The organism is Streptomyces gottesmaniae (genome assembly GCF_031845845.1).
Lineage (GTDB): Bacteria > Actinomycetota > Actinomycetes > Streptomycetales > Streptomycetaceae > Streptomyces > Streptomyces akebiae.
This window is the reverse complement of sequence record NZ_JAVRFJ010000018.1, coordinates 143,856-170,156: the sequence shown is the minus strand read 5'-3', so window position 1 is coordinate 170,156 and position 26,301 is coordinate 143,856. Positions and strand designations below refer to the sequence as shown.

The 26,301-nt window shown below is 72.2% G+C and carries 25 protein-coding genes and 1 pseudogene; 6 read left to right on the top strand and 20 right to left on the bottom strand.

Going from position 1 to position 26,301, the window contains the following annotated elements; translation table 11 throughout:
* Positions 1 to 7: 7 nt before the first annotated feature.
* Positions 8 to 1,594, bottom strand: a complete 1,587-nt coding sequence (locus RM704_RS21780; RefSeq protein ID WP_033526339.1) for an alpha-amylase family glycosyl hydrolase — start codon at positions 1,592 to 1,594, stop codon at positions 8 to 10.
* A 64-nt stretch (positions 1,595 to 1,658) separates the two neighbouring features.
* Between RM704_RS21780 and RM704_RS21775 the strand changes: the two genes are divergently transcribed.
* On the top strand, positions 1,659 to 2,405 hold the full coding sequence (locus RM704_RS21775) for a class I SAM-dependent methyltransferase (protein WP_033526338.1): 747 nt from the start codon (positions 1,659 to 1,661) through the stop codon (positions 2,403 to 2,405).
* Positions 2,406 to 2,426: 21 nt separating this feature from the next.
* Here the strand turns inward: RM704_RS21775 and RM704_RS21770 are convergent, their stop codons facing one another.
* The 8 genes from RM704_RS21770 to RM704_RS21735 form a co-directional block, all read right to left on the bottom strand.
* A complete protein-coding gene (locus tag RM704_RS21770) occupies positions 2,427 to 3,233 on the bottom strand; it encodes an alpha/beta fold hydrolase (protein WP_033526337.1) in 807 nt (268 codons plus the stop codon).
* Positions 3,234 to 3,450: 217 nt separating this feature from the next.
* Positions 3,451 to 4,611 (bottom strand): EstA family serine hydrolase, encoded by a 1,161-nt coding sequence (locus tag RM704_RS21765; protein WP_033526336.1) that lies wholly within the window; start codon positions 4,609 to 4,611, stop codon positions 3,451 to 3,453.
* A gap of 193 nt (positions 4,612 to 4,804) precedes the next feature.
* Positions 4,805 to 5,773, bottom strand: coding sequence for an acetylxylan esterase (locus RM704_RS21760; RefSeq protein WP_033526335.1), 969 nt, complete (start codon positions 5,771 to 5,773; stop codon positions 4,805 to 4,807).
* A 123-nt stretch (positions 5,774 to 5,896) separates the two neighbouring features.
* A complete protein-coding gene (locus tag RM704_RS21755) occupies positions 5,897 to 7,495 on the bottom strand; it encodes a solute symporter family protein (protein ID WP_033526334.1) in 1,599 nt (532 codons plus the stop codon).
* Positions 7,489 to 7,890: a DUF485 domain-containing protein gene (locus RM704_RS21750; protein ID WP_311591050.1), complete on the bottom strand. Its 402-nt coding sequence runs from the start codon at positions 7,888 to 7,890 to the stop codon at positions 7,489 to 7,491. The genes RM704_RS21755 and RM704_RS21750 overlap by 7 nt, the downstream gene beginning before the upstream one ends.
* Positions 7,891 to 8,063: 173 nt before the next feature.
* A complete protein-coding gene (locus RM704_RS21745) occupies positions 8,064 to 8,648 on the bottom strand; it encodes an Rv1733c family protein (protein ID WP_033526333.1) in 585 nt (194 codons plus the stop codon).
* Positions 8,649 to 8,772: 124 nt separating this feature from the next.
* A complete protein-coding gene (locus tag RM704_RS21740) occupies positions 8,773 to 9,546 on the bottom strand; it encodes a ferredoxin reductase (protein WP_033526332.1) in 774 nt (257 codons plus the stop codon).
* The gene (locus RM704_RS21735) at positions 9,539 to 10,144 is read right to left on the bottom strand and encodes a sulfite oxidase-like oxidoreductase (protein ID WP_033526331.1); all 606 of its coding nucleotides are present in this window, start codon (positions 10,142 to 10,144) and stop codon (positions 9,539 to 9,541) included. The genes RM704_RS21740 and RM704_RS21735 overlap by 8 nt, the downstream gene beginning before the upstream one ends.
* Positions 10,145 to 10,427: 283 nt before the next feature.
* On the opposite strand from RM704_RS21735, the gene RM704_RS21730 reads away from it, so the two are divergent.
* The 4 genes and pseudogenes from RM704_RS21730 to RM704_RS21715 form a co-directional block, all read left to right on the top strand.
* The gene (locus tag RM704_RS21730; protein WP_033526330.1) at positions 10,428 to 11,204 is read left to right on the top strand and encodes a GNAT family N-acetyltransferase; all 777 of its coding nucleotides are present in this window, start codon (positions 10,428 to 10,430) and stop codon (positions 11,202 to 11,204) included.
* A 163-nt stretch (positions 11,205 to 11,367) separates the two neighbouring features.
* Positions 11,368 to 12,144, top strand: coding sequence for a putative protein N(5)-glutamine methyltransferase (locus tag RM704_RS21725; protein ID WP_033526329.1), 777 nt, complete (start codon positions 11,368 to 11,370; stop codon positions 12,142 to 12,144).
* Positions 12,145 to 12,316: 172 nt separating this feature from the next.
* Positions 12,317 to 14,338 carry an NADPH-dependent 2,4-dienoyl-CoA reductase gene (locus tag RM704_RS21720; RefSeq protein ID WP_033526328.1) on the top strand — a complete coding sequence of 674 codons (2,022 nt, stop codon included), beginning with the start codon at positions 12,317 to 12,319 and terminating at the stop codon, positions 14,336 to 14,338.
* A gap of 116 nt (positions 14,339 to 14,454) precedes the next feature.
* A pseudogene (locus tag RM704_RS21715) lies at positions 14,455 to 14,994 on the top strand (PadR family transcriptional regulator); the annotation flags it as partial.
* A gap of 201 nt (positions 14,995 to 15,195) precedes the next feature.
* Here the strand turns inward: RM704_RS21715 and RM704_RS21710 are convergent.
* Together RM704_RS21710 and RM704_RS21705 are read right to left on the bottom strand one after the other, a co-directional pair.
* A complete protein-coding gene (locus RM704_RS21710; RefSeq protein ID WP_033526327.1) occupies positions 15,196 to 15,732 on the bottom strand; it encodes a hypothetical protein in 537 nt (178 codons plus the stop codon).
* A 161-nt stretch (positions 15,733 to 15,893) separates the two neighbouring features.
* On the bottom strand, positions 15,894 to 16,874 hold the full coding sequence (locus RM704_RS21705; protein WP_052145936.1) for a fibronectin type III domain-containing protein: 981 nt from the start codon (positions 16,872 to 16,874) through the stop codon (positions 15,894 to 15,896).
* Positions 16,875 to 17,276: 402 nt separating this feature from the next.
* Here RM704_RS21705 and RM704_RS21700 point away from each other — a divergent pair, with 402 nt between their 5' ends.
* On the top strand, positions 17,277 to 18,005 hold the full coding sequence (locus RM704_RS21700; protein WP_033526384.1) for a glycoside hydrolase family 75 protein: 729 nt from the start codon (positions 17,277 to 17,279) through the stop codon (positions 18,003 to 18,005).
* A 261-nt stretch (positions 18,006 to 18,266) separates the two neighbouring features.
* Here RM704_RS21700 and dhaM read toward each other — a convergent pair whose 3' ends face one another.
* The 9 genes from dhaM to RM704_RS21655 all read right to left on the bottom strand — a co-directional run bounded on the left by dhaM (position 18,267) and on the right by RM704_RS21655 (position 26,299).
* Positions 18,267 to 18,677 carry a dihydroxyacetone kinase phosphoryl donor subunit DhaM gene (gene dhaM, locus RM704_RS21695; RefSeq protein WP_033526325.1) on the bottom strand — a complete coding sequence of 137 codons (411 nt, stop codon included), beginning with the start codon at positions 18,675 to 18,677 and terminating at the stop codon, positions 18,267 to 18,269.
* Positions 18,670 to 19,284 (bottom strand): dihydroxyacetone kinase subunit DhaL, encoded by a 615-nt coding sequence (gene dhaL, locus RM704_RS21690; RefSeq protein ID WP_033526324.1) that lies wholly within the window; start codon positions 19,282 to 19,284, stop codon positions 18,670 to 18,672. The genes dhaM and dhaL overlap by 8 nt, the downstream gene beginning before the upstream one ends.
* A gap of 89 nt (positions 19,285 to 19,373) precedes the next feature.
* The gene (gene dhaK, locus RM704_RS21685; RefSeq protein WP_033526323.1) at positions 19,374 to 20,366 is read right to left on the bottom strand and encodes a dihydroxyacetone kinase subunit DhaK; all 993 of its coding nucleotides are present in this window, start codon (positions 20,364 to 20,366) and stop codon (positions 19,374 to 19,376) included.
* A gap of 1,057 nt (positions 20,367 to 21,423) precedes the next feature.
* Positions 21,424 to 22,380, bottom strand: coding sequence for an alpha/beta fold hydrolase (locus RM704_RS21680; RefSeq protein ID WP_033526322.1), 957 nt, complete (start codon positions 22,378 to 22,380; stop codon positions 21,424 to 21,426).
* A gap of 136 nt (positions 22,381 to 22,516) precedes the next feature.
* Positions 22,517 to 23,380, bottom strand: a complete 864-nt coding sequence (locus RM704_RS21675) for a class I SAM-dependent methyltransferase (RefSeq protein ID WP_052145935.1) — start codon at positions 23,378 to 23,380, stop codon at positions 22,517 to 22,519.
* A complete protein-coding gene (locus RM704_RS21670; protein ID WP_033526321.1) occupies positions 23,377 to 23,568 on the bottom strand; it encodes a hypothetical protein in 192 nt (63 codons plus the stop codon). The genes RM704_RS21675 and RM704_RS21670 overlap by 4 nt, the downstream gene beginning before the upstream one ends.
* 57 nt (positions 23,569 to 23,625) lie before the next feature.
* A complete protein-coding gene (locus tag RM704_RS21665) occupies positions 23,626 to 25,518 on the bottom strand; it encodes an ABC transporter ATP-binding protein (RefSeq protein WP_033526320.1) in 1,893 nt (630 codons plus the stop codon).
* A 39-nt stretch (positions 25,519 to 25,557) separates the two neighbouring features.
* Entirely contained in the window at positions 25,558 to 25,683 is a 126-nt protein-coding gene (locus tag RM704_RS21660; RefSeq protein ID WP_311591043.1) for a hypothetical protein, read from the bottom strand.
* Position 25,684: 1 nt separating this feature from the next.
* Positions 25,685 to 26,299 carry a hypothetical protein gene (locus RM704_RS21655; protein ID WP_311591060.1) on the bottom strand — a complete coding sequence of 205 codons (615 nt, stop codon included), beginning with the start codon at positions 26,297 to 26,299 and terminating at the stop codon, positions 25,685 to 25,687.
* Positions 26,300 to 26,301 lie beyond the last annotated feature (2 nt).

The following is a 26,301-nucleotide window of genomic DNA, read 5'->3' as shown; positions in this document are numbered from 1 at the left end:
CGCGGGGCTAACCGTCGAGCTCGAAGATCCCGTACCCGAAGCCCCGTGCGGTGACCGTGCCGTCCGCGATCTCCACGCCCTGCCCCTCCAGGGTGCTCCGGACGGCGCGCGTGGAGGGGCAACGGGCCGTGTCGCGCTGGGGGTTGACCACCACGAGATACCGTCCGCCCCGGACGTACACGAACGGATAGCCCGCGTGCAGCACCTCCACCGATCCGCCGGAGCCCAGCTCGGGGGTCCGGCGGCGCAGGGCGATCAGACGGTGCACGAGGTGGAGGAGCGAGGCGCCGTCGGCGCGCTGGGCGGCGACGGTCGGGCGGTCGGGGGAGAGGTCCACGGGGAGGTAGAGACGGTGGGCGGGTGCGGTGGAGAAGCCCGCGTTCGGGGTGTCGTCCCACTGCATGGGCGTGCGGGAGCCCGCGCGGTTGTAGCCGGGGCCGAGGACGCTGCCCTCCTTGTCGGGCAGGCCCGGGACGTACCGCATGCCGATCTCGTCGCCGTAGTAGATCGCCGGGAGCGTCGGCCAGGTCAGCTGGAAGGTGAAGGCCGCGGGGAGCTGATCGGGCGTGCGGGGACCGCAGTTGAGGCGGGAGAAGTCGTGGTTGGCGGTGGGCAGGGAGACGAAGCCCGCACCGGCGACGGCCGTTTTCGCCCGCTGCCAGGCCTCGACGAAGGGGTTCGGCGAGCCCCCGCCGCTCGCGTCGAAGAAGCAGTCGAGGGGGTCCCAGTGCTCGTGGACCGTGCCCTGGCTGTTGTTCCACAGCGAACGCAGGGCGAGGCCGTCGGTGGGGCCGCCGAAGTGGAGGAAGAAGTCGGCGTGGAAGCCGGCCGGGATCGACACCTCCGGCTCGCCCCACTCGGCGAGCAGCACGGCGTCCGGGTGGGCGGTGTCCAGCCAGTGCCGCAGCTCCGTCCAGACACCGGCGGTCTCGGTCCTGTCCGGGTCGTCCTTGACCAGCGACGCGGCCATGTCGACGCGGAATCCGCAGATGCCGAGGCTCAGCCAGTGGTCCATGATCGTGCGCAGGGCGCGGCGGTTGGCGCGCGGTCCGTCGGCGTCGACCGGCAGCCGCCACGGCTCGGCCGGATTGTCGCGGGCGTAGCCGAAGTTGAGGGCGGGCTGGGAGTCGAAGAAGTTCGGGAGGTACGCCCCCGGCCGGGTGCCGGGGGAGGCGACGAACCCGTCGGGCCGGCCCTCCGCCGTCCAGATGTAACGGTGGTCGCCCGGGTCGTTCGCCGAGGCCCGGAACCACGGGTGGTCGATCGACGTGTGGCCGGCGACGAGATCCAGCAGGATCCGGATGCCCCGGCGGCCCGCCTCGTCGACGAGCCTCGCCAGGTCCTCGTTCGAGCCGTAGCGCGGGGCGACGGTCAGATAGTCCGCGACGTCGTACCCGGCGTCGCGGAACGGTGAGACGAAACAGGGGTTCAGCCAGACGGTGTCGACGCCCAGCCAGGACAGATGGTCGAGACGGTCGGTGATCCCGGGGAGATCCCCGATGCCGTCCCCGTCGGAGTCGGCGAAGGACTGCGGATAGATCTGGTAGAAGACGGCGTCGGCCAGCCAGGTCGGGGCGGGACGGAACGAAGTCATGTCCCGGACCTTAGGCGAGAGTCCACGCCCGGCGCTGCCCCGAGTCAGGGCCTAAGCTGAGGTGATGTTCACCCCGCAAGGCCCCAGCCTCCGCGAACTCGCCGTCCAGGCGCTCTCCTCCGTCGAACACGGCTACGACCTGCTCGCTCCCAAGTTCGACCAGACCCCGTTCCGCACTCCGGACTCCGTCCTGGAGGCGGTCGAGGCGGCCCTGTCGTCGATGGGCCCCTTCGAGGACGGCCTGGACCTCTGCTGCGGCACCGGCGCCGGGATGGAGGTGCTGCGCGAGGTCTGCCGCAAGAGCGTCACCGGTGTGGACATCAGCGCCGGGATGCTGACGGTGGGCAGGGAGCAGGTGGGCGCCGGGGGCGCTTCCGTCGGCGGCGAAGGCCCCCTCCTCTCCTGGGTGCGCGGCGACGCCCTCGCCCTCCCCTTCACCTCGGCCTTCGACCTGGTCGTCAGCCTCGGCGCGTTCGGGCACTTCCTGCCCGAGCAGCTGCCGCGTCTGTTCTCCGAGGTCCACTCCGTCCTGAGACCGGGCGGTCGCTTCGCGTTCCCGCTGCCGGCGCCCGCCCCTGCGCGCTCCCCCTGGTACTGGGCGGCCCTGGGCTTCGACGCGGCGATGCGGGTGCGCAACGCGCTCTGGCGGCCGCCGTTCGTCATGTACTACCGGCCGTTCCAACTCGGCGTCGTACGGCCCGAGTTGGAACGCGCCGGATTCGAGGTGGAACTGTTCGCGCTGCCGGAGTTCGGCCGGCGGCCCGACGGCAGCCCCCGCTGTCGCCTGGTGGTGGCCACCCGCCAGGGCTGACCGGGACCCGCCGGCCGAGCCTCAACGAGTCGACTTGGCCGCCGACTTGATCAGCGCGGTCACCTTGTCCGGGTGGGACATCATCACCACGTGCGAGGAGTCGACCTCGACGGTGTGCGAGCCCGCCCGTTTCGCCTGGAAGCGCTCCAGAGCGGGGGAGATCGTCTTGTCCCCGGTGGCGACCATGAACCAGGAGGGGATCGTGCGCCACGCCGCGGCCTGCGCCGTGGACTGGAACGCCGCGAGGCTGACCGGGCGTTGGGACACCGCCAGCACCGAGGTCTGTGAACGCGGCAGGTCGCCGGCGAACACGTCGTGGAACTTGTCGGGCTTGATGGCCACGTCGGGATGGCCGGCCCCGTCCGGAAGCGCCTCCAGCGCCGGGTTGAGCTCGGAGCCCGGGAAGCGGTTCGCGAGTTCGCCGAGCACCTCACCCTTGTCGGGCATGAAGGCCGCCACGTACACCAGCGCCTTCACCTCGGGCACGGACGCGGCGGCCTCGGTGACGACGGCACCGCCGTAGGAGTGCCCGACGACGATCTTCGGGCCGTCGATCGTGCCGAGGAGCGAGGCGAGGTACCCGGCGTCCGCCTGCAGGCCCCGGAGCGGGTTGGCCGGGGCGACGACCGGATAGCCGGCCTTCTTCAGCCGTGCGACGACACCGGACCAGCCGGAGGCGTCCGCGAAGGCGCCGTGCACCAGGACGACGGTGGGCTTCGGTGACGTGCGGTCGGCCGCGGGGGCGGCGGCCGACGGGATGACCGTCGCGGTGAGCATCCCGACCGTGACGGCGACGCCCAGGATCAGAGGACGGTGATGTCTGCGCATGTGTGTGTCAGCTCCTGACGAAGTCGAGAAATCGGCGTCGAAGGACCGCTGTTCGCTTCAGAAGACAGCGACGCGAGACAGCGAGGGACCACAGCTCGCTCGGGGTCGATGCTGGCACCGGACGGGGTGCGGGAATCGACTGAGCGCGCACTGACGCAGGACTCTCCGTGCAGGGGGAGCACACCCCTGACACACGTGGGGCGGGCCGCCCCACGGGTCACAGCGCGGCGTGGAGCGCGTCGACGAGCGCCATCTTGCGCGGGTCGTCGGCGATGTGCGGACCCATACGGTTCATGACATAGCCGAGGGAGACGCCGGCCTCCGGGTCGGCGAGACCGCAGGAACCGCCGTAGCCGTCGTGGCCGAAGGCCCTGGGGTTCGGCCCGTACGAACCGTGCGGCCCGCTCAGCCACAGGCCCAGCCCGATCTCCGTGTCCCGGCCGAACCCGGCCCCGAGCACCAGGTCACGGCAGGCGCCCTGCCCCTCACGGACCCGCTCGGCCGCCTTCGCCGACAGCACCTCCCGGCCGCCCCAGGTACCGCGCAGCGCGAGGACGCCGTACAGCGCGGCCACCGACCGCGCGGTGCCGTGGCCGTTGGCGGCCGGCACCTCGGCCGCCCGCCACTCCGGGGTGTTGGCCTGCGCCGCGCCGACCACCGGGTTGGCGAGGGCAGCCAGCGCGGTGGGCGTCAACTGGGCGAAGACCGCCGCCTGTTGACTGGCCGTCGCGGCCGGCGGATGCACCAGCTCGGCCACCCGTGACGCCTGCGCCTCGGGCAGCCCGATGGTGAAGTCGATGCCCAACGGGCCGGTCACCTCCCGCGCCAGGAAGGCGCCCGGCAGCAGCCCCGACACCCGCCGGACCACCTCACCGACGAGGAAGCCGAACGTCATGGCGTGGTACCCCGACCGCGTGCCCGGCTCCCACCACGGCTCCTGCGCGGCGAGCCGTTCGACGGTCAGCTTCCAGTCCAGGAGCTGCTCGAACGAGAGCGGCTCGCGCGGGCCCGCGAGCCCCGACCGGTGCGACAGCAGATGCCGGACGAGGACACGCTCCTTGCCCGCCGCCGCGAACTCCGGCCAGTACGCGGCCACCGGGGCGTCCAGGTCGAGCAGACCCCGGTCGACGAGGAGGTGCGCGCACAGCGCGGTCGCGCCCTTGGTCGTCGACCAGACGTTGACGACGGTGTCCCGCTCCCAGGGGCGGGTCCGCGCCGCGTCGGCCCAGCCGCCCCACAGGTCCACCACGGTCTCCCCGCCCAGCGTCACCGTGACCGCCGCCCCCAGCTCGTCACGCTCGGCGAAGTTCTCCTCGAACGCGTCGCGCACGGCCTCGAACCGCGCCTCGCAGTGACCCCGCACCTGAGACTGAGACATGAGTCCTCCGTCGTCCACGGCCGTGCGCCGGGACGGGTGCCGTCCGGGCCCCCTGAACATACCGACTGGTCGGACAGGGGGGAAGGCGTACGACGGGACCCACGGCTACCGCCCGGCCGCCGAGGGTTTCCGACCGGGAACAGCGGCCGGGCGGGCTCGGCGCTGACCGATCAGACGCGCGGGCACGTCGTTCTCAGAGCTGTGCGGCCAGCCAGCGCAGTTTGACCGCCTCCTGGTAGGGGCCGCCGCCCTCGTGGTCGTTGAAGTCGTAGACCTCGATGCGCTTGTTCGCCTCGGCCCAGGCGTTGAAGGCCGCGAACACCGTGGACGGCGGGCAGGTCTGGTCCTCCAGGGCCGCCGAGAACAGCGCGGCGGCCCGGCCGCGCGCGGCGAAGTGCACGGCGTCGAAGTAGGCGAGGGTGCGCCCGACCTGCTCCGTGCGGCCGCGGTGGGTCTTGAGGTACTTGCCGATCTCGCGGTACGGATCCCGGTCGGTGAGGATCGTGGAGCGCGGGAAGTCGCACAGGAACGGCACGTCGGGCGCGACCGCCACCAGGTCGGGGACGAGCCCGCCGACCGCGATCGAGATACCGCCGCCCTGGCTGGCGCCGACCACCGCGGTGCGGGCGGCGTCGGTCCGCGGATGCGCGCGGGCGGCCTCCACCGCGCGGACGGCGTCGGTGTAGACCCGGCGGTAGTAGTAGTTCTCGGGGGCGTCGATGCCCCGGGTCATGAAGCCGGGGAAGGCGGGAGCGCCCGCCACCGGGTCGGGGGTGTCGCCGCCACCGCCCCAGGCGCTGCCCTGGCCCCGGGTGTCCATGACGAAGTGCGCGTAGCCCGCCGAGGCCCACAGGAGGTGGGTGTGGGGCAGGCCGCGACCGCCGCCGTAGCCGATGAACTCCACGACGGTGGGCAGCGGTTCGGTCGCGTCGGCCGGGAGGACCAGCCAGCCCTTGACCGGGTGCCCGCCGAATCCGGAGTAGGTGACGTCGTACACCTCGACCGTCTTCAGAGGGGTCTCGACCGGCTCGAAACGGGCGTCCAGGTCGTGCGCGCGGGCCTCCTGGAGTGTCTTCGCCCAGAAGGCGTCGAAGTCCTCGGGCTCCGTCGAAGCGCTTCGATAACCACGGAGCTCGTCCAACGGCAGGTCGAACAGGGCCATGAAGGACCACCTTTTGAGTTCTGAGGTGCGGATGATCACACCGTACGTGGGGCGTCGCGGCCCGCCAAGGGGCTTCTCCCGGCCCGCGACGCCCCACGGATCATCCGCGGCCGGTGCCGGGGCTCACCTCTGGTCCGCCCCGACCAGGGCCCGTACCTCGAAGTCCTCGTACGCGCTCTCGTCCTCGCGCGGACCGAGACGCGAGCCGAGCCAACCCAGCAGGAAACCCGCGGGGATCGACACGATGCCCGGGTTCTGCAGCGGGAACCACGCGAAGTCGGCGTTCGGGTAGACCGAGCCGGCCGTGGAGGAGACCACCGGCGAGAAGACCACGAGCAGCACCGAGGTGGCCAGACCGCCGTACAGGCTGAGCAGGGCGCCGCGCGCGGTGAACCCCCGCCAGAACAGGCTGTAGACGATGGTCGGCAGGATGGCGGACGCGGCGATCGCGAAGGCCAGGAACGCGAGCGTGGCGGTGTTGGTGCCCCAGGCGAGGAGGGCGAACATCATGCTCAGGACGCCGAGGATCACCGCGGCGATCCGGGCCACGCCCAGCTCCTGCGTCTCCTTGGCCCTGCCCTTGCGGATCACCTCGCCGTACAGGTCGTGGGCGACGGACGAGGCCGCGGCGAGCATGAGCCCGGCGGCGACCGCGAGCAGGGTGACGAAGGCGAGGGCCGAGACGATCGCCGTGAGCACCTCGCCGCCCAGTTCGTGGGCGAGGAGCAGGACGGCGGCGTCGCCCTTGTGGTCGATGTCGGCGATGGTCTCCCGGCCGACGACGGCCGTGGCGCCGAGGCCCAGGACGCCGGCCATCAGGCACACGAAACCGACCAGACCCACCGCCCAGACCACGGAGGCGCGCAGCACCCTGGTCCGGCGCGGGGCGAACAGCCGCATCATGACATGGGGGAGCGCGGCGAGCCCGAGCACGATGGCCAGTTGCAGGCTGAAGAAGTCGATCTTGCTGATCGGGCCCGCCCCGTACCGCAGACCGGGCTGCAGGTACGCGTCGCCCAGCCCGCTGCCCGCGGTGGCGGACGCCAGCAGTCCGTCGACGTTCCAGTCGAAGCGGTTCAACACCAGGACCGCGAGCACCGAGACCCCGGCGACGAGCATCACGGCCTTGACCACCTGGATGAACGTCGCGCCGGGCATACCGCCGATGGCCGCGTAGATGGTGACGATGGAGCCGATGATGATCACGGTCATCGTGCGGGTGGTGGGGCCGGGTTCGCCGACGAACTGTGTCATCAGCGCGATGCTGCCGACCAGTTGGGCCACCAGGTACAGGGTGCACACGCAGAGCGTGCAGACGGCGAGCGCCAGTCGGACCTGCCGCTGCCGCAGCGGGAGCCGGCGGGCCAGGGCGTCGCCGAGGGTGAACTTCCCGGAGTTGCGCAGGGGTTCGGCGATGAGCAGCAGCACCGTCATCCAGGCGACGACCGTGCCGCCGAGGTAGAGCAGACCGTCGTACCCGGTGAGGGCGACGAGACCGGTGCTGCCGAGCAGCGTCGCGGCCGAGAGGTAGTCACCGCACATGGCGAGGCCGTTGCGCAGCGGCGACATGTCACGGTTGCCGAGGTAGAACTCGCCGATCTCGTCCCGCTGCGGTGCCGTCAGCAAGGCCGTGAACAGGGTGATCACCACGACGGACAGGAACAGCACGAACGTGAGCCGCAGGCTGAACGCGTCGGCCACACTCGCGGAGAAGGTCACCATGCGCCGAACCGCCGTCCGGCCGGAACGCGGGGCTGTTCGGCCTCGTGCTTCTCCAACTGGCTGCGGAGCCGCCGGACGACCGGGTCGATCTTCTCGCGCATGTGCCGGACATACAGGAACGCGGTCACACCCATGACGGCGAACTGCGCCAGACCCAGAGTCAGCCCGAGCGTGAGATGTCCGATCAATCGCTGATTCATTACCCCCGGAGCGAAACTCGACAGGAGGACGTACGACAAAAACCCACCGACGGACAACACGGTCGCCGTTATCCCGAATCTACGATATGCCGCGCTTATCGAACGAAACTCAGGATGGGCGTGGATGGGCTGTCGGCTTGTCCGTGCGGGGGGAGACGGGACGGAACTGCCGTACCGTGCCGTGTGGTCGGACACAATGCACCCTCTTCGCTGCCTTATGCCTGTGGGGGAGGAAGCGGATTATGGCAGCAACGCAATTGAAGTATCAACTGCGTTGAGGAAGTGGATTTTGTGGATGTTTCGAGGGTGGCCGACATGCGCTGCGCAGCTATGAGCTGAGAATTGTTCGCGTTCGTTCCCGTGCCCCATCAGGCCGGGCGGTGTCCCCAATCGGGCCCCGTTCGCGCCCACTCCCGCTCCCACTCGTCGAGCCGGTGCCGCAGGGTGATCCGGCGGACGACGACGTGTCCCAGCAGCACGACGGCGGCGGTGCCGCCCGTGGCGAAGGTCCCCATGGACAGCGCGTGCTGCCAGACGGCGGTGTCGGTCGGCGGTGGCTGGACACTGCGCCCGGCGTCGTCCAGCCACACATCGGCGCGATCGCCGCGCTCGGTACCTGCCGGCACCCGTGCCTCACCGGTACGGGAATCGCCGTCGGGCTCGGTCCAGCGAGCACCCACCCAGTACTTGGGCTGCCTGTCGCCGTGCGCGGAGGGCACGGAGGCCGGCGCCTGCTCGACGATCACGGCGCTGACCCGGTCCAGCGCGGCGCGCTCGGCCGTGGCGTGCGCCCGCGCGTCCCCATGGGCCCACCGGCCCACCACGACCCCGACGGCCGGGGCCCCCAGGACGAGCAGCAGCACGACGCACAGCACCGTCCACGCCTCGACGACGTCCGAGCGTCGCCGCAGCGGATTGGCGCGCCAACGCCACCCGAAGACCTGGCCTCGCATCTCGCCCTCCCTCACCGGCACGGCCCTCGGATACGAGAACCCCGGTTAGGACTGGTCCGCACTTCCGGTGTACCCGAAAGAGGACGGGATGGCATGGTTTGTGCCATAAATCTTGCGGCGAAGGTCAGCCGAACCGCTCGATGCGGATGCGATCCACCGGCTGCCCCGCCGCCACCAGCAGCCGCGAGGCGTGCTCGGCGAACGCGTTGGAGCCGCACACATAGGCCTCCCACCCACCCGTCGGCCGCTCGGCCACCACCCGCGCCACCTGAGCCGCCGACAGCCGACCCACCGGCACCCCCTCGGGCGCCCGCCGGGTGAACACGGCCGTGGTCTCCGCGCCGTACTCCGCCGCGTAGATCAGCTCCTCCGGCCCGCGGGCGGACACCAGCAGCCGCAGGGGTACGTCGAGCGCCCGCCTCCGGTGGTGGCGGAGCATCGACATCAGCGGTACGACGCCGGAACCCGCCCCGATCAGCAGCGCGGGCCGGTCCCCGGGCCAGGCGAAGAAACCGCTGAGCGGGCCGCGCACCTCCACCTGGTCGCCCGGCCGGGCCTCGGTGTGGAACCAGCCGGAGACCTCACCGCCCTCCACATGGTCCAGGGTCAGCTCGATGTGCCCCGCGTCGTCCGGCGGGGAGGCCAGCGAGTAGTGACGCTGCGCCGTGTAGCCGTCCCCGGCGGTCAGCCGCAGCATCAGGTGCTGCCCCGGCAGATGTCCCGCCCACCCGGGCACCGCGAACCGGAAGGTGGACACCACGGGCGTCTCCCGACGGATCTCCGTCAGCGTGGCCGTCTGCCACAGGGCCGCCGTCCGGTTGCTCACGGCGATACGGCCGGGCACGGCGAACCGGGTGGGCGGCGAGAAGGCCGTGTCGGGCGTCGTCGTCTCAGTCACCGGAGTACCGCTGCTCCTCCCACGGGTTGCCCCGCGCGTGGTAGCCGTTCTGTTCCCAGAAGCCGGGTTCGTCGTGGTCGAGCAGCCGCAGGCCCGCGATCCACTTGGCGCTCTTCCAGAAGTACAGGTGCGGCACCAGCAGCCGCGCCGGACCGCCGTGCTCGGCGGCCAGCGGCTCGCCGTCGTACTCCCAGGCGATCCAGGCGCGCCCGCCGGTGAGATCGGCGAGCGGGAGGTTCGTGGTGTAACCGCTGTGCGAGTACGCGACCACGTGCGTGGCGGACGCGTCGGGCCGGACCTCGTCCCAGAACGCGTCCAGCGAGACGCCCCCGAAGCGCACCCCGAACTTCGACCAGCTCGTCACGCAGTGGATGTCGCCCTCGTACACCGACGGGGGCAGCGCGTGCGCCTCGTCCCAGTCCCAGGAGCGGGGCTCCGCCACCAGGCCGTCGATCCGGAACGTCCAGTCGGCGGGTGCGAGGTCGGGGGTGACCTCGGCCGACAGGACGGGCCAGTCGTCGCCGGCGTCGTACTGGCCGGGCGGCAGCCCTGGGTGGTGGACGCGGGGGCGTCCGGTGAAGCCTCGGGTGACGTTCATGGGGGGTCCAACGTGACGGCGGTGAATGGCTGAGTCATGCAACCGTACGTGCCGCTGGGGAGCGCCCGGGCCCCGGGGGCGGGGGCCGATCATTGCGGTCGCGTGAACACGTCGGAGCCCCGGGAATAGGGCCGCGACGGTCTTCCTTGGCGCCAGTGGCCGGAGCTGGTGGAGCAGGCCCGTCCGGCGGCCGACGAGCCGGATGAGCAGACCAGCCGGATGACCCGGATGAGCCGGATGAGCAGGACGCGCCGGACGGCAGTGGAGCGGAGTGGGAGAGCGCATGACCGAGTACGCGACGGGCGGCGGCAAGGGCACGGACACCGTGCCGCACGTCCTCGACAACCCCGCCCTCGCCGCCCTCACGGGGCCGCACGCCCCCCTCGCCGAGCAGCGCGGCCGGCTGCTGCGCTACCCGCCCGACGTCTCGCCGTGGCTGGGCCTGCCCGAGGACCTCGACGATGCCGACTGGGCCGATCTCGCCGCGCTGGCCGGCCCGGGTGCCGAGGTGGCGGTCGCCTACTGCGAGGGGTTCCCGGCGGGCTGGGAGGTGACCCTCGACCTGGAGGGCGTCCAGCTCGTCGACGACGGGATCGCCGCCGCCCCGGACGACGAGGCGGTACGGCTCGGCCCCGCGGACGTGCCCGAGATGCTCGACCTCGTCGCACGCACCCGGCCCGGCCCCTTCCTGCCCCGCACCATCGAACTCGGCACCTACCTCGGCATCCGCCGGGACGGCGCGCTGGTCGCCATGGCCGGTGAGCGGCTGCGTCCACCGGGCTGGACCGAGATCAGCGCGGTCTGCACCGACCCGGCCTTCCGGGGCGCGGGCCTCGCCACCCGCCTCGTCCATGCCGTCGCCCACGGCATCCGGGAACGAGGCGAAACCCCCTTCCTCCACACCGCCGCCGCCAACGCGACCGCCATCCGCCTCTACGAGGCCCTCGGCTTCCGCCTCCGCCGCACCACCCGCTTCATGGCGGCCCGGGTGCCGGCGGTCGCGACGGGGGACGGTCGGACGCCGGGGGCGCCTCTCGGAGCCTTGAGGGACCGTTCGTGATCATGGGGTAGTGTTGCCGCGCCAGTCAGCAACGTGGACCGAGGAGGTGAGACCCATTACCGCTGTGTCAGGTCGGGTGCTCTCCCCTCAACACGGCGCGGTGCGCCGCCGCTAGGCCACCGCGGGAGCGCCCTTCGGCCCACCGAAAGGCTCCTCTGCTGTCATGCCGCTTCTCTCCCTCATTTCCGTCGTCACGGCACTGCGCGCCGCAGGTTGCGTCTTCGCCGAGGACGAGGCGGAGTTGATCCTCGCGACCGCCCCCACACCGGACGAGGCCGCCGCCATGGTCGACCGGCGTGTCGCGGGCCTGCCCCTCGAACTCGTCCTCGGCTGGGCGGAGTTCGCCGGCCTGCGCATCACCGTCGAACCCGGTGTGTTCGTCCCCCGCCGCCGCACCGAGCACCTCGTCGAGCAGGCCCTCGCCACCGCACCCGACGCCCGCGTGGTGGTCGACCTCTGCTGCGGCTCCGGCGCGGTGGGCGCCGCCCTGGCCGCGTCGCTCGACGGCGTCGAACTGCACGCCGCCGACATCGACCCGGCGGCGGTCCGCTGCGCCCGCCGCAACCTCGCGTCCTACGGCGGCCACGCCCACCGGGGCGACCTCTTCGCCGCACTCCCCGACCACCTGCGGGGCCGGGTCGACATCCTCGCGGCGAACGTCCCGTACGTCCCCACCGGCGAGGTCCCGCTGCTGCCGAGCGAGGCCCGCGACCACGAACCCCTGGTCGCCCTCGACGGCGGCACGGACGGCCTCGACGTCCTGCGCAGGGTCGCCGCCGGGGCCCCCGACTGGCTCGCCCCCGGCGGCTGCCTCCTCGTCGAGACGAGCCGACGCCAGGCACCGCACGCCCTCGACGCCTTCCGCCGATCCGGCCTCACCGCCCGCACGGCCGTCTCGGAGGAGAGACACGCCCACGTGGTGATCGGCACCAGAGGCTGAGAACCGCATCCGCATCCGCACCCGTCCCGCCCGCCGGCCCGCCACCCCCCCGGCCCCGCCTACGCCTCCCGCGCCCCGATGTGGCCTTGCCCTCAGTCATTGTGCAACTAGTTGCATAAACGGCGTGGCGTCGTCTACAACCTTCCTGACGACGCCACGCACGGAGGGCCCCATGAGCCGTTACCCGCACCTGCTGAGCCCGCTCGACCTGGGCTTCACCACGCTCCCGAACCGCGTGCTCATGGGCTCCATGCACGTGGGCCTGGAGGAGGCCGAGCGCGGCTTCGAGCGCATGGCGGAGTTCTACGCGGCCCGCGCGCGCGGGGGAGTGGGCCTCATCGTCACCGGTGGCATCGCGCCCAACGAGGCCGGCCGTCCGTACGAGGGCGGCGCCAAGCTCACCACCGACGCCGAGGCCGATCGGCACCGTGAGATCACCGACGCCGTACATCGCGAGGGCGGCCGGATCGCGATGCAGATCCTGCACTTCGGCCGGTACGCCTACCACCGCGATCTCGTCGCCCCGAGCGCCCTGCAGGCCCCGATCAGCCCGTTCGTCCCGCACGCGCTCACCGACGCCGAGGTCGAGCAGACGATCGACGACTACGCGAACGCGGCCCGCCTCGCCCGCCGGGCCGGGTACGACGGCGTCGAGATCATGGGCTCCGAGGGCTATCTGATCAACGAGTTCATCGCCGCCGGGACCAACCACCGCGACGACCGCTGGGGCGGCTCGTACGAGAACCGGATGCGCTTCCCCGTCGAGATCGTGCGCCGGGTGCGCGAGGCGGTCGGGGAGGACTTCATCGTCGTCTACCGGCTGTCGATGCTCGACCTCGTCCCCGGCGGCTCCACGCTCGACGAGGTGGTCACGCTGGCGAAGGCCGTCGAGGCAGCCGGGGCGACCATCATCAACACCGGCATCGGCTGGCACGAGGCCCGTATCCCCACCATCGCGACCTCCGTGCCGCGCGGCGCCTACACCTGGGTGACGAAGAAGCTGATGGGCGAGGTGTCCGTGCCGCTCGTCACCACCAACCGCATCAACACCCCGGAACTGGCCGAGGAGTTGCTCGCCGACGGCCACGCCGACATGGTGTCCATGGCCCGCCCCATGCTCGCCGACCCGGACTTCGTCAACAAGGCGCGCGAGGGCCGCTCCGACGCCATCAACACCTGCATCGGCTGCAACCAGGCCTGCCTGGACCACACCTTCAGCGGCAAGATCACCTCCTGCCTGGTCAATCCGCGCGCCTGCCACGAGACGGAACTCGTGCTCTCCCCGACGCGGCGGCGCAAGCGCGTCGCGGTCGTCGGCGCGGGCCCGGCCGGACTCGCCTGTGCCGTGAGCGCGGCCGAACGCGGCCACGAGGTCACGCTGTTCGACGCGGCGGGCGAGATCGGCGGTCAGCTGAACGTCGCCCGCAGGGTCCCCGGCAAGCAGGAGTTCGACGAGACGCTGCGCTACTTCCGCACCCAACTCGACGCGCACGGCGTCGACGTACGCCTGAACACCCGGGTCGCGGCCGACGAGCTCACGGCGGCGGCGTACGACGAGGTCGTCGTCGCCACCGGTGTCACCCCGCGCACCCCCGAACTCCCCGGCGTCGACCACCCCAAGGTCCTGGGCTACCTGGACGTCCTGCGTGACGGCGCCCCCGTCGGCGACCGCGTCGCGATCCTCGGCGCCGGCGGTATCGGCTTCGACGTCGCCGAGTTCCTGACCGACGGAGGGGAGAAGACGAGCGAGGACCCGGCCGCGTACTTCCGGCAGTGGGGCGTCGACATGGACTACCGCGCCCCCGGCGGCCTCGCCGCCCCCGAGCGGCCCGCCCCACCGCGATCGGTCCACCTCCTCCAGCGCAAGAGCACCAAGGTCGGCGCCGGACTGGGCAAGACCACCGGCTGGATCCACCGCACCGAACTCAAGCACCGGGGCGTCACCATGGTCCCCGGCGTCCAGTACGACCTGATCGACGACGCCGGGCTGCACGTCACCGTCGACGGCGTCCGCCAGCTGCTGGAGGTCGACACGGTCGTCCTCTGCACCGGCCAGGACCCGCGCCGCGACCTGTACGACGACCTGATCGCCGCAGGGCGCTCCGCGCACCTCATCGGCGGTGCCGACGTGGCCGCCGAGCTGGACGCCAAGCGGGCGATCAAGCAGGGGACGGAGCTGGCGGCGGAGCTGTAGGAGGCGTGGCGGGCGCCCGGTCGAGCGGGTCGGGCGCCTGGTCGAGGGGGTACGGGCGCTTGGCCGCGGGATGCGTGCGGCAAGTCGTGCGCCCCCGCCCTTCCTAGGATGAGCCCATGTCACTCCCGCACGCGATCCTCACCGCCCTCCTGGAGAAGCCCTCGTCGGGCCTGGAGCTGACCCGGCGGTTCGACAGGTCGATCGGCTACTTCTGGTCGGCGACGCACCAGCAGATCTATCGCGAGCTCGGGCGACTGGAGGGCGAGGGCTACATCCGGGCCCTGCCCTCCGAGCGGCCCGCCCGGGGCCAGAAGAAGAGCTACGAGGTGCTGCCGGCCGGCCGCGAGGAACTGGCCCGCTGGACCTCCGCGCCCCAGGACCCCAAGCCGTGGCGCGACGCGCTCTTCGTCCGGCTGCGGGCCGCCGCCGTGGTCGGCACCGACGGCCTCGAGGACGATCTGCGGCGCCATCTCACCCTGCACCGGCGGACGTTGGCGGAGTACGAAGAGATCGAGAAGCGGGACTTCGGGCCCGGCCGCGACACCGCCCAGGACCGGCTGCAGCATCTGATCCTGCGGGCGGGGATCGACCTGCAGACCTTCTGGACACAGTGGCTGACGAACGCCCTGGAGGAGTTCGCGACGCTGCCGGGGGACCGCGGCGGCGGCGAGGACGGCGACGGCGAGGGCCGCCGCGGGGAGGGCGACGCGGAGGACGGGAACGCGGAGGAGGAAAGCGGGGAAGCGGGCGGCGCGGACGAGGGAAGCGCGGGGGAGGAGAGCGCGAGAGGGGAGTAGGCGGCCGTCCGCGTCACGGGCGACCGCTCACCCGGCTTCGGGATGAGCGCCCACCGCAGGTCAGAGGCGGTGCGGCTTCGCCCGGCGGCGCAGGTACCAGACGGCGGCTCCCGTGCCCATGGCCACCAGCGCCCCGCCGGCCACGAGCGTGACGGTGCCGTACTCCCGGGTCGCCCCGCCGACACCACCCAGGACGCCGCGCGCGGGCGAGGCCGTCGTGGAGATGGTGGGCGTGGCCGCCGTGACGATGACGGACTGGGTGCCCGCCGTGGTCCCGTCCTTGCACACCACGATCACGGTGTAGGTGCCCGGGCCCACGTTCGACCACGAGGCGGACTGGGTGGTGCTGGTGCCGGTGAGGGTCACCTGGCGCCCCTGGGAGAAGTTCGCCTGCCCGCCGGAGAGCAGCGAGGCGGTGCCGAACGTGCCGTTGGTGCTGTTGGGGCAATCGGGCGTGTTCACGGTGACCGAGGAACCCGTGGTGCTCACCGAGATACCCGTCGGCACCGCCGCGGCCGGCTGCGCGGTCAGGGCGATCGGCAGCGCGGCGGCGGCCACCGTCAGGCCGGAGCGGAGGAGTAGCTGAGACGTACGCATGGTCTGCCCTCCAGCGGCACGGTCGCGGCACATCCCTTGCGCCGCCGAGGATCGGGGGACCCGTGCTGCCTCAGGGTGAGCCAACGTGCCCCGCGCCCCGGTCGCATGCGGACGACACCCGGGCAGGTGACGGATACCGCCGTGCGGGGGACACCGTGGTCTCACCCGGCGGTGGTGACCGTCCGCTCCGCCGAGAACCCGCCCCAGGTCCCGTCCGGCAGCTTCGCCCGGATCCGCACGCGGTACGTCACCCCGGCCTCCAGGCTCACGTGGAAGCGGTACGTGGCCCGTCCCCGGGGCGGGGTCCCGCCCCAGACGAGGGTCGTCGCGGGCCGGCCGTCGAGCTGGATCTCGTACTCCGTGACCACCCCGTCGACGGGCGGAGGCAGCCAGGACAGCTCGACGGAGTACGCCCGCTCGTCCCGGCGTGTCGCCGCGCGGAGTCCGGTGGGCGCGGTGCCCCGCCCGTCGTCCGCTCCCGGAGCGGTGGTGAGCCGTGCCGTCGCGCTCACGGGCGAGACGTTGTCCGCCGCGTCCCGCGCCCGCACGGTGAAGGAGTAGCGGGTGCCGGGCCGCAACCCCGTGACCACGGCCGCCGTCTGCTCCCCGCCCACACCGTGGACCTTCGAACCGCTTTGCAGGATGTCGTACGACACCACGTCCCGGTCGTCCGTCGACGGCGCCCAGGACAGCTGCACCGTCCTGCTGCCGAGCACCTTCCCGTCGAGCCGCCCCGGCCGGCTCGGGGCCCGCCGGTCGGCCGTCCCGACGGCGGGCGTCGTGGCCCGGACCTCCGCGCTCGGCGGCCCGAGATCCCCGGAGGCGCCGCGGGCCCGCACGGTGAACACGTACGTGGTGGAGGGCCGGAGCCGGGTGATGTCCACCATGTGCTCGTCGCCCGGCACGTCCTTCACCTTGGCGCGGCCCCGGTACACCTCGTACCCGGCGATCTCGGTGTCCCCGGGTGCCCGGTTCCACATGACGTGCACGCTGGTGGCGCTGCCCGCGTCGGCGGTGACGCCGGGTGGGGCGGGCGGCGGGAGACTGCCGGGGCGCTCCCGCACCGCGCAGCCGGCCGTGAGGAGCAGCGAGCCACAGAGCGCCGGCACCAGGACGAGTGCCGGCACGGAAACGCGTCGCACGATCCTGCCCCCTCGATCGTCGAGCCCTGACCAGGATTGGTCTGTACCTATCTCCATGTATGGCATGACTGGCGCGGTCACATCAAGGGGTGCGTCGGGGGTGGCCGCGGTGCGCGGTGGGGCGGGCCGCTACGTATGCTGGTTCTCCGACACGGCGTGAACTCTCCTCCGTGCCAGGTCAGTTCACGCCGTACGGCGCGGGCCGCTGTCGTCGCCGATCCCGCGCCGACGAGAGCGGCCGAGCGGCCGGGCCGAGTCGGGCCCGGCCCTCGGCCGCGCACCTGCGGAAAGCCTGACGGAAGCGCCGTGGTCCGTCCGGCCCCCTCCCGGTGGCCGTCCTCTCCGACCCGCACCACCTTTGGGTGAGTGTCCGTCATGTCCCCCCAGGAGAGGGTCCTCATCGTGCGTGTCCGCTCGTTGACGCTGGCCGCCGTCGGCGCCGCCCTGCTGGCCCCCGTCGCCCTGCCCGCCCTGGCCCATCCGCAGCGTCCCGTGCGGTACGAGGGCGGTGTGACCGCCGCCGACCTGCTGGCCAGGGCGCGTGGGTGTGTCCGGGTCTCCGAGGGGCTGTACAGCAGCGACGCGGGGAAGCCCGCCGAGATCCCCGTCTGCGGTGTCGACGGCGCGGTGTACTGGAAGGCCGACATGGACATCGACTGCGACGGCCGGCCGAGTCCGCGCTGCAACCGCGAGACCGACCCGTGGTTCCAGCCCGCCACGTCCTTCCTGCAGTCCGACGGACGCTACCTCCGTTCCGAGAGCCTGCCGTTCGTCGTCGTCCCCGCGCCGAGCCGCGTGTGGGACTACCGGGTCCACGGCATCAAGGGCGGTTCCGTCGCCGCCGTCGTCCATGGGGACCGAGTCGCGTACGCCGTCGTGGGCGACACCGGTCCGCAGAACATCGTCGGCGAGGCCTCCTACGCCACGGCCGAGGCGCTCGGCATCCGCCCCGACCCGCGCACCGGCGGCACCGCCTCCGGGGTCACGTACATCGTCTTCGAGGACACCGAGGTGACCCCGATCGAGGACCACGAAGCGGCGGTCGAGCTGGGCGAGAGACTGGCCCGCAAGTGGGTGGAGGGGGCGGTGATGCGCCGAGGCGCGACGATGCGGGGCGGGGCGACGAGCTGACGTCACCGACCGCGGGCGCGCGACGGAGCGGGGGAAACGCCCCCCGCCGCCCCGGCGCGGCCGATCGACCACACCCTCGGGCCCCTTGTCGAGCGACAGCCGGTCATCTCCCGTGCGAGCCGGTCGCTTCCGTGCGAGCCGGTCGCTCCCTTTCGGGGCCTGCCGCCTCATGGGGCGGCAGGCCCCGAAAGGGTGTGCCGGGCGTCGGCGAGCTCCGGGAGGAGTCGTCTGTCGTCTCCCGGGTTGCGGTCGATCGGAGGGTCACTCCTTCCGATACGTGTACGCCTCCGAAGCCGCGGCCGCCACCGCCGTGAGGTCCGCGCCCGTCGAGGCCGTGACGACCGCCGCGACGGCGCCCTCCACGAACGGGGCGTCCACCAGACGCGTGTCCGCCGGGAGCTCGTCGCCCTCGGCGAGGAGTGCCTTCACGGTGAGGACCGCGCTGCCGAGGTCGGTCAGGACCGCGACCCCGGCGCCCCGGTCGACGGAGGCGGCCGCCGCCGAGATCAGTTCGGCGCTGGTACCCAGGCCCCCGTCCTCGGTGCCACCGGCCGGGGCGACGGGAACGGAGGCGCCCGCACCGGCGAGCCCCCGCGCCAACTCGGCCACCGAGGCGGCGACAGCGGCGCTGTGCGACACCAGCACGATGCCGACCCGCTTCTCCTCAGACATCGGTGGCCTCCGTGTCGGCGGTGGTGGCGAGAGCCGCGATCAGCAGCGCGGCGGAGGTGGCGCCGGGATCCTGATGGCCGATGCTCCGTTCGCCGAGATAGCTGGCCCGGCCCTTGCGGGCCTGCAACGGTGTGGTCGCCGAGGCGCCTTCCTCGGCCGCGGCCCGCGCGGCGGCGAACGACTCTGCCAGCGCGTCGACCGCCGGGACCAGTGCGTCGACCATGGTCTTGTCCCCGGGTGCCGCCCCGCCCAGCGTCATGACCGCGTCGACCCCGGCGCGCAGCGCGTCCGTGAGCTGGGCCTCGCTCACCTCGGCGGCGTCGCCGAGCGCCTTGCCGGTCCGGCGCAGCAGGGTGCCGTACAGCGGGCCGGACGCGCCGCCGACGGTCGAGATCAGCTGCCGTCCGGCGAGCACGAGGACGGCGCCGGGGGTGTCCGGTGCCTCCTTCTCCAGGACCGCCGCCACGGCGGTGAACCCGCGGTGCAGATTGCTGCCGTGGTCGGCGTCCCCGATCGGCGAGTCGAGCGCCGTGAGCCGCTCGGCCTCGCGCTCCACCGAGGCCGCGGTTGCCGTCATCCAGCGACGGAAGAAATCGGCGTCGAGCACGGAATCTCCTTGCGTGGTGAGTGAGTTGACGGGTGGTGAGGGGTGCTGTCGCCGAGCCCCGTCATGCGCGGCCGTCCGCTGCGGACCGCTCACACGCCCCAGCGCAGACCCGGCGTCCGCACCGGAGCGTCGTACAGCCGCAGCAGCTCCTCGTCGACCTGGCACAGCGTCACCGACGCACCGGCCATGTCGAGCGAGGTGACGTAGTTGCCGACGAGCGTGCGGGCCACGGCGACCCCGCGCTCGGTGAGTGCCCGCTGCACCTCCGCGTTGAAGCCGTACAGCTCCAGCAGGGGCGTGGCGCCCATGCCGTTGACGAGCAGCAGCACCGGGTTGCGGGGGCTCATGTCGTCCAGGATGGCGTTCACCGCGAAGTCGGCGATCTCCCGCGAGGTCATCATGGCGCGCCGCTCACGCCCTGGCTCACCGTGGATACCGACGCCCAACTCCAGCTCCCCGGCGGGGAGATCGAAGGTGGGGCTGCCCTTGGCCGGGGTGGTGCAGGCGCTCAGGGCCACCCCGAAGCTGCGGGAGCTCTCGTTGACCTGCCGGGCCAGCGCCTCGACCTGATCCAACGGCTGTCCCTCTTCGGCGGCGGCCCCCGCGATCTTCTCCACGAACAAGGTCGCACCCGTGCCGCGCCGCCCGGCGGTGTAGAGACTGTCGGTGACGGCGACGTCGTCGTCGACGAGGACCTTGGCGATCCGGATGCCCTCGTCCTCGGCGAGCTCGGCGGCCATGTCGAAGTTCAGCACGTCACCGGTGTAGTTCTTCACGATGAACAGCACTCCGGCGCCGCTGTCCACGGCTGCCGCGGCCCGCACCATCTGGTCCGGCACGGGGGACGTGAACACCTCCCCGGGACAGGCCGCCGACAGCATCCCGGGTCCCACGAAGCCACCGTGCAGCGGCTCGTGCCCCGACCCGCCCCCGGAGACCAGCCCCACCTTCCCGGCCACCGGCGCGTCCCGCCGTACCACCACCCGGTTCTCCACATCCACGGTCAACTCGGGATGCGCGGCCGCCATACCCCGCAACGCGTCCGCGACGACACTCTCGGCTACATTGATCAGCATTTTCATGTGTGCCTCCCGGTGAGGTTGGTCGGTGTGCTCATGACCTGCGTGTGGCCGGGTCGGAGCTTCTCCATGGTCCGTCAGATCTCTGTGGTCGTGTCGAGTGTCAAGCGACGAGCTTCGAGTGACGAGCGGCGAGTGGCGTCGTCGGAGCAGGGTGTGTGCGCCCAGCGGGTTCCCTTCCGTGACCGTCGGTGGCGAACCGAGCGTAGTGCTGGGCCAGTTGAGTGCGATACCGGGTGCGGTTCGACAGATCCGGCAGCCCGGGGGAGCCCACCAGGCGCCGGTGGTACCGCAGTGGCTTCTCGTGCCCCGCTTCCGCCCGCACTTCGCATTCACCTGCTCGTCGTGGATCAACCAGGTCGAACGGTCCGGCTCGCCGAGCCGGGAGGACACCGCCTCCGAAGCGGAGTGTTCCGCTCCGCGCGGGCGACCTGCCCCGTCCTTCGAGTCGGCCGCCGGAAGCCCCGGTCCACCCGGCCCGCGCGCCACGCCGTCGACAGCATCCTCCATCCAGGAGCCCGGGCCTGCCATCGCACCGGACCCGGCGCCATGCATGCGACCTCCGAGGACGGAAGGCCACCGGGCGGTGCCGAGGGCCGGACCCGGGGACCAGACGTCCCCAGGCAGGGCGCCTGATCGGCGTGGACCTGGGGCGAGGGCCCGTTCTTGGACATGTACGCGGCAACACGTCGGCCCCGGCCCCTCAGAACGGTCGTCGTCGCGGCCGGCGCCCCGGTGCTGCCGCAGGTCCTGTACATGGTCCGGCGCGTGCTCGACGAGAGCGACCCCGGTGGCCGCTGGCTCTGCCGTTCACCGGGAGCTACCGGGTGCTGACCTGGATCCCGCTCGTCATCGCCGGTACGGCCGTGGCCCGTCTCGATGCATGGCGACGAGGCGATCGCCCGGCACTGCCGCATCGAACAACCTGGATGCCGGCGCCCGTGCCACCGCTCTCGGCGCGTAGCCGCCGGGCCGCTCGGACGAGAGCCCCCCGGGTCGATGGCGGTCACGGACCCGATGCGTTCACCCTCCGCCCGTGGCGCCCGCTCGCTGAGCGCCGTCACCCCGTCAGGAAGTCGACGAGGGCCGCGTTCACCTCGTCCGGGCGTTCCTGCTGCGTCCAGTGTCCGCAGCCGGGCAACTCGACGGGCCCGCCCCGCAGGTTGGGCATCAGGTCCGGCAGGGCCGCGATGAGTTCGGGCGTGCCGGGGAACGCGGGCACCAGATCACGGTCGCCGTAGACGAACAGGGCGGGCGGGGTGACGAGGGCGTGGTGCCAGGGTGCCGTCAGCTCCCAGTTGCGGTCGAGGTTGCGGTACCAGTTGAGCGCTCCGGTGAAGCCCCGGGAGAAACCCTCGGTGAGGACGTCGAGGTCCTCCTCGGTGAGCCACTCCGGCAGCGCCTCGGGGTCCTCCAGCGTCGTGAGCCAGCCCCGGTCGGGGTCGACCAGGGGCTGCCTGTCCTCGCCGGTGACGCGAGCGTCGCCGGACGCCCAGTAGAAGATCTTCCGCAGCGTGGTGCGGGGGTCCTCGGCGAACTCTGCGTCGGCGACACCGGGGCGGTTGAAGTAGTTCCAGTAGAAGCGGCCGCCGTACCTCTGCTGTGCCGCCACCAGCGGAGGCTGCTTCCCCCGGAAGGGAGGCGGCACGCTCAGGCCGGCCACCCCGAGCACCATGTCCGGCCGCAGCAGCGCGGTGTGCCAGGCGACCGGCGCGCCCCAGTCGTGTCCCACGACGTACGCCTTCTCCTCGCCGAGCGCCCGGATCAGCGCGACGACGTCGCCGACCAGATGGAGAATGGTGTACGCCTCGACGGCCTCGGGGCGGTCGCTGTCTCCGTAGCCGCGCTGGTCGGGGGCGACGACGCGGAAGCCCGCCGCGGCGAGCGGGTCGAACTGGCGGCGCCAGGAGTGCCAGGACTCGGGAAAGCCGTGCAGAAGCACCACGAGGGGGCCGGCGCCCTGCTCGGCGATGTGCAGTCGTACTCCGTTCGCTTCGATCATTCGATGCGCAACCATGCGAACGAGCGTACGCGTCGGGGATCCGGGTCCCGGTGGGGTCTGTCCTGGCCTGTGGGGGACTCCTCCGGAGGCCCCCGGCCGCCGCGACCCGCGGCGCGGTTCCTCGCCACAGGCCGCCCTCCTGGTGTGGTGGTCAGGGCTTGACGTAGGCGCAGATGGCCAAGGGCGAGTCCGGGCCGTACGGGGCCGCGTCGGCCGGCCAGTCGCCCCAGCGGCGTTCCGGTTCGAGGCCGGCGGCGCGGGCGTAGGCGTCGAATTCCTCCGGGGCGGTCAGCCGGGAGACCTCGGTGCCCACCCGGGTGGTGCCGTCGGACTCGTACCAGACGTGGGAGAGGTGCCAGAGGGACTCCTCGGGGAAGAGAAGGGAGTGGCTCTGCAGACCGGTGCCGGGCTCGGGGTAGGGCGTGAAGTACGTGGCGCGGGCGCGGCCTTCGTGCAGGGCGAGGACGGCCGGCTTGTTGTGGGTCTCCACGACCAGTCGGCCACCGGGGGCGAGCAGGTCGGCGGCGCGCCGCACGGCCTGCTGCTGTTCCTCGGGGGTCAGCAGCATGGAGAGGGTGGCGCAGATCGCGTACACCAGCCCCACGGTGCCGTCGGCGGTGTAGGTGCGGATGTCGGCGTGCACCGGCTCCACGGGGGTGTCCTCGGTGAGGTCCCGGCGCAGCAGGGCGAGCATCTCCGGTGAGGAGTCGACGCCGGTGATCCTGCCGACCCGGCGGGAGAGCGGGAGGGCGATGCGCCCGTTGCCGACACCGAACTCGACCGTTCCCGAGGCCGGGTCGGGGTGGAGCGAGGCCAGGAGATCCACCTCGGCGACGACGGACGCGTCGTCGGGGAAGAGCCGGTGGTACCAGCCGTCGAACTGCCGGCCGTAACCGATGTCGTCGACGATGCCGGTGGTCGAGGTCCGGGTCGCTGTCCCGGTCCGGGTGGTCGCGCCGGCCGTGGGGGTCTTCGTCAGGGTGACGGACGTGGTGGGCGTGCTGGACGTGCTCATGGGTGGCGCCTCCGCTTCTTGGGTGGGGTGGTCCTCGGATGGGCGTTCCTTCTCGCCTGGGAGCAGGCCCCGAGCAGCACCACGAGGGCGACGCCGAGGACGGCGGGGGTGCTGACGGCCCGGGTCGTGACGAGGAAGCCGACGATGCCGAGGGCCACCACGAACGGGATCAGCAGGAAGTCGTTCATCAGGTTCTCCTTGGGGGAGGTCGTTTCGGGGACTTCGTTCTCCTGTCGGGTCTTCGGTCAGGACGCCACGTCGCTCAGCGCCTGGAGCCGGGCGAGCCGGCGGTAGAGGTCGCTGTGGCGGTGGAGTTCGTCGTGGGTGCCGACGGCGTGCACCCGGCCCCGGTCCAGCACGACGATCTGCTGGGCCTCGGTGACGGTGGACAGCCGGTGGGCGATGGCGATGACGGCGCAGAAGCCGGAGATCATGGCGATGCTGTCGCGCAGCGCGTTCTCCGACTCGGTGTCGAGGTTCGCGGTGGCCTCGTCCAGCAGCAGGAACCGGGGCGCCTGCAGCAACGTCCGGGCGATGGCCAGGCGTTGCCGCTGACCTCCCGACAACCCCGCGCCCCGATCGCCGAGTTCGGTGTCGAGGCCGTGCGGCAGCGCGGCGATCACCTCGGTCAGATTGGCCATGCGCAGCGCCTCGGCGATGTCCTTGTCGTCCGCGTCCGGCGCGCTGTAGGTGAGGTTCTCGCGGACGGTGCCGCGCAGCAGCGTGTGGTCCTGGTCGACGTAGCCGACGATGGACCGCAGCTGGTCGAGCGGCAGATCGGTGATGTCCGTCCCGTCGATGCGGATCGCCCCGGACACCGGGTCGAAGAGCCGCTCGATCAGCTGGAAGAGGGTGGACTTGCCACCACCGGAGGGACCGACGATGGCGGTCAGCCCTCCGGGCGGGACGCTGAACGAGACCCCGTCGAGGACCAGCTTGTCGCTGCCCGGGTAGGAGAACCGGACACCGTCGAAGCGGAGTCCGGGCTCGTAGTCGCGCCTGAGCGGGCGGACACCGCGCGGCCGTTCGGCCGACGGCCCGCCGACCGTGTCCGTCTCGACCTCGATCCTGCCGAGCTCCGCGAGCCGGTCCACCGACGCCCTGCCGATCTGGAACTGCGCGATCGACTCGAACAGCGTCAGCAACGGCGCCACCAGGTAGAACAGGTAGAGGATGAACGCCGTCAGATCGGCGGTGGGCATCGCCCCGGTCGCCGTGCGGGCCGCGCCCAGACCGATGACGACCGTCAGGGCGAGCTGGGTGCCGATGCTCATGGTCGGGTCGAGCAGCGACGACATCACCGTCACCTTGATCCCCGACTTCCGGGCTCGCCGGGCGATGGCCGCGATCCCCTCGGCCTCCCGGCTCTCGGCGCGGGAGGCCTTCACGGTGGGCATCGCCCCCAGCACCCGCAGCAGCGCGGAGCCGAAGGTGCCCAGATCGGCCTGGTTGAGCACCGACACCCTGCGCACCCCGCGTGCCAGCCAGAGCGAGACGGCGCTCGTCACGCCGAGGCAGGCCAGGGTCGCGGCGAGCAGCACGGTGTCGATCCAGGCCATCAGAGCGATCCCGCCGATGACCAGGAAACTGTTGTTGAGGATGCTGTCGATGGCGTGGGTCATGGTGGAGCGGGCGAGCATGGTGTCGCTGACCATCCGGGAGAACACATCGCCCTGCTGCAGTCCGCTGTACGCCTTGAACCGGGAGCGCAGCAACCGCGAGGCGAGCGTCCGGCGGATGTCGTAGACGATGTTCTCGCCGGCCAGCCCGATGACGTACGAATGCAGTGCGCCCAGGGCGGCGTCGGCGATGAACAGCGCCGCGCCCACCAGGATCGGGCCGGTCACCGAGCGTCCCTCGCCGACGGCGCCGACGAGTTGGCCGATGACCGCGGGCTGGGCCAGGGAGGTCCCGGCTCCCACCAGGCCGAGGAAGATCCCGAGCAGGACCAGCCGGCGGTGACGGCCCATGGCCCGCCAGGGTTTGGCTCCCTCGCCCCACAGCAGGTGCAGATTGAGCTGGGGGACCGCCCGGTGCCCGGCCCGCCGCCCGCCACGGGGCCCGCCCTCCTTCGCCGTGTTCACCGGGGGGTCCTGCGAGCGGGTGTGCCGCCCCCGGCCGGCCGGAAGGTCACTCATCCCGGGCCCTCGGCCCCAGGGCGGCCGTCCGTACCCGGCTCACTCGTGTTCCCTCCCTTCCTCTTCCGCTTCCGCCTGGGACCTGCGGATCCGCAGGCCCGCCTTGAGCAGTCCGAGCGCGAATATCAGCATCGCGAGGAGGATGAAGGGGATGGCGAAGTCCATGTCACACCTTTGCGGGAGTCTTGGCCGGGGCCGGCGTCAGCGGGGTGCCCGGGGCCTGCGGGTCGAGGGGAACGAACGGGGAGACGAACATCAGCTCGGGACGGTGGCGCGTGTCGAAGCCGGTGGCCCGCGCCAGCGCGAACTGGAAGCCGCGTACGTCGTCGCCCGCGAGGCCCTGGGACCTGATGAGGAGACGCAGGTGCTCGGTGACCATCCGGTAGCCGGGGACCCGGGAAGCGGCCTCGAAGCCGCCGAACTCGAGGGTCGGCAGGATGTCGGCGCACGCGTCGGAGACACCCTTGTCCGCGCGCCGGGTGGGGAACCACACGATGTGCTGGGGCTTGCGCGTCTCGGTCGTGAACCCGTCCCGCCAGGGCGAGGCGTTGCCGTCCGCGTCCACCGTGCGGTACAGGAAGTGGCTGTCGTGCATACAGGGGTTGGGGGCGAAGAACCGCCAGTTCGGCACCAGCGACAGAACGTCCTTGGCGCGGAACCGGGCGAACTGTTCGAAGGGGTGCTGACCGGCGAAGGTGACGACCAGCATGGCGGCGCCGGCGATCCGCCAGGCCGCGCCCTCGCCGGTGAACGGGTTCTTCAGCGGAAGACGTCGCGGCATGC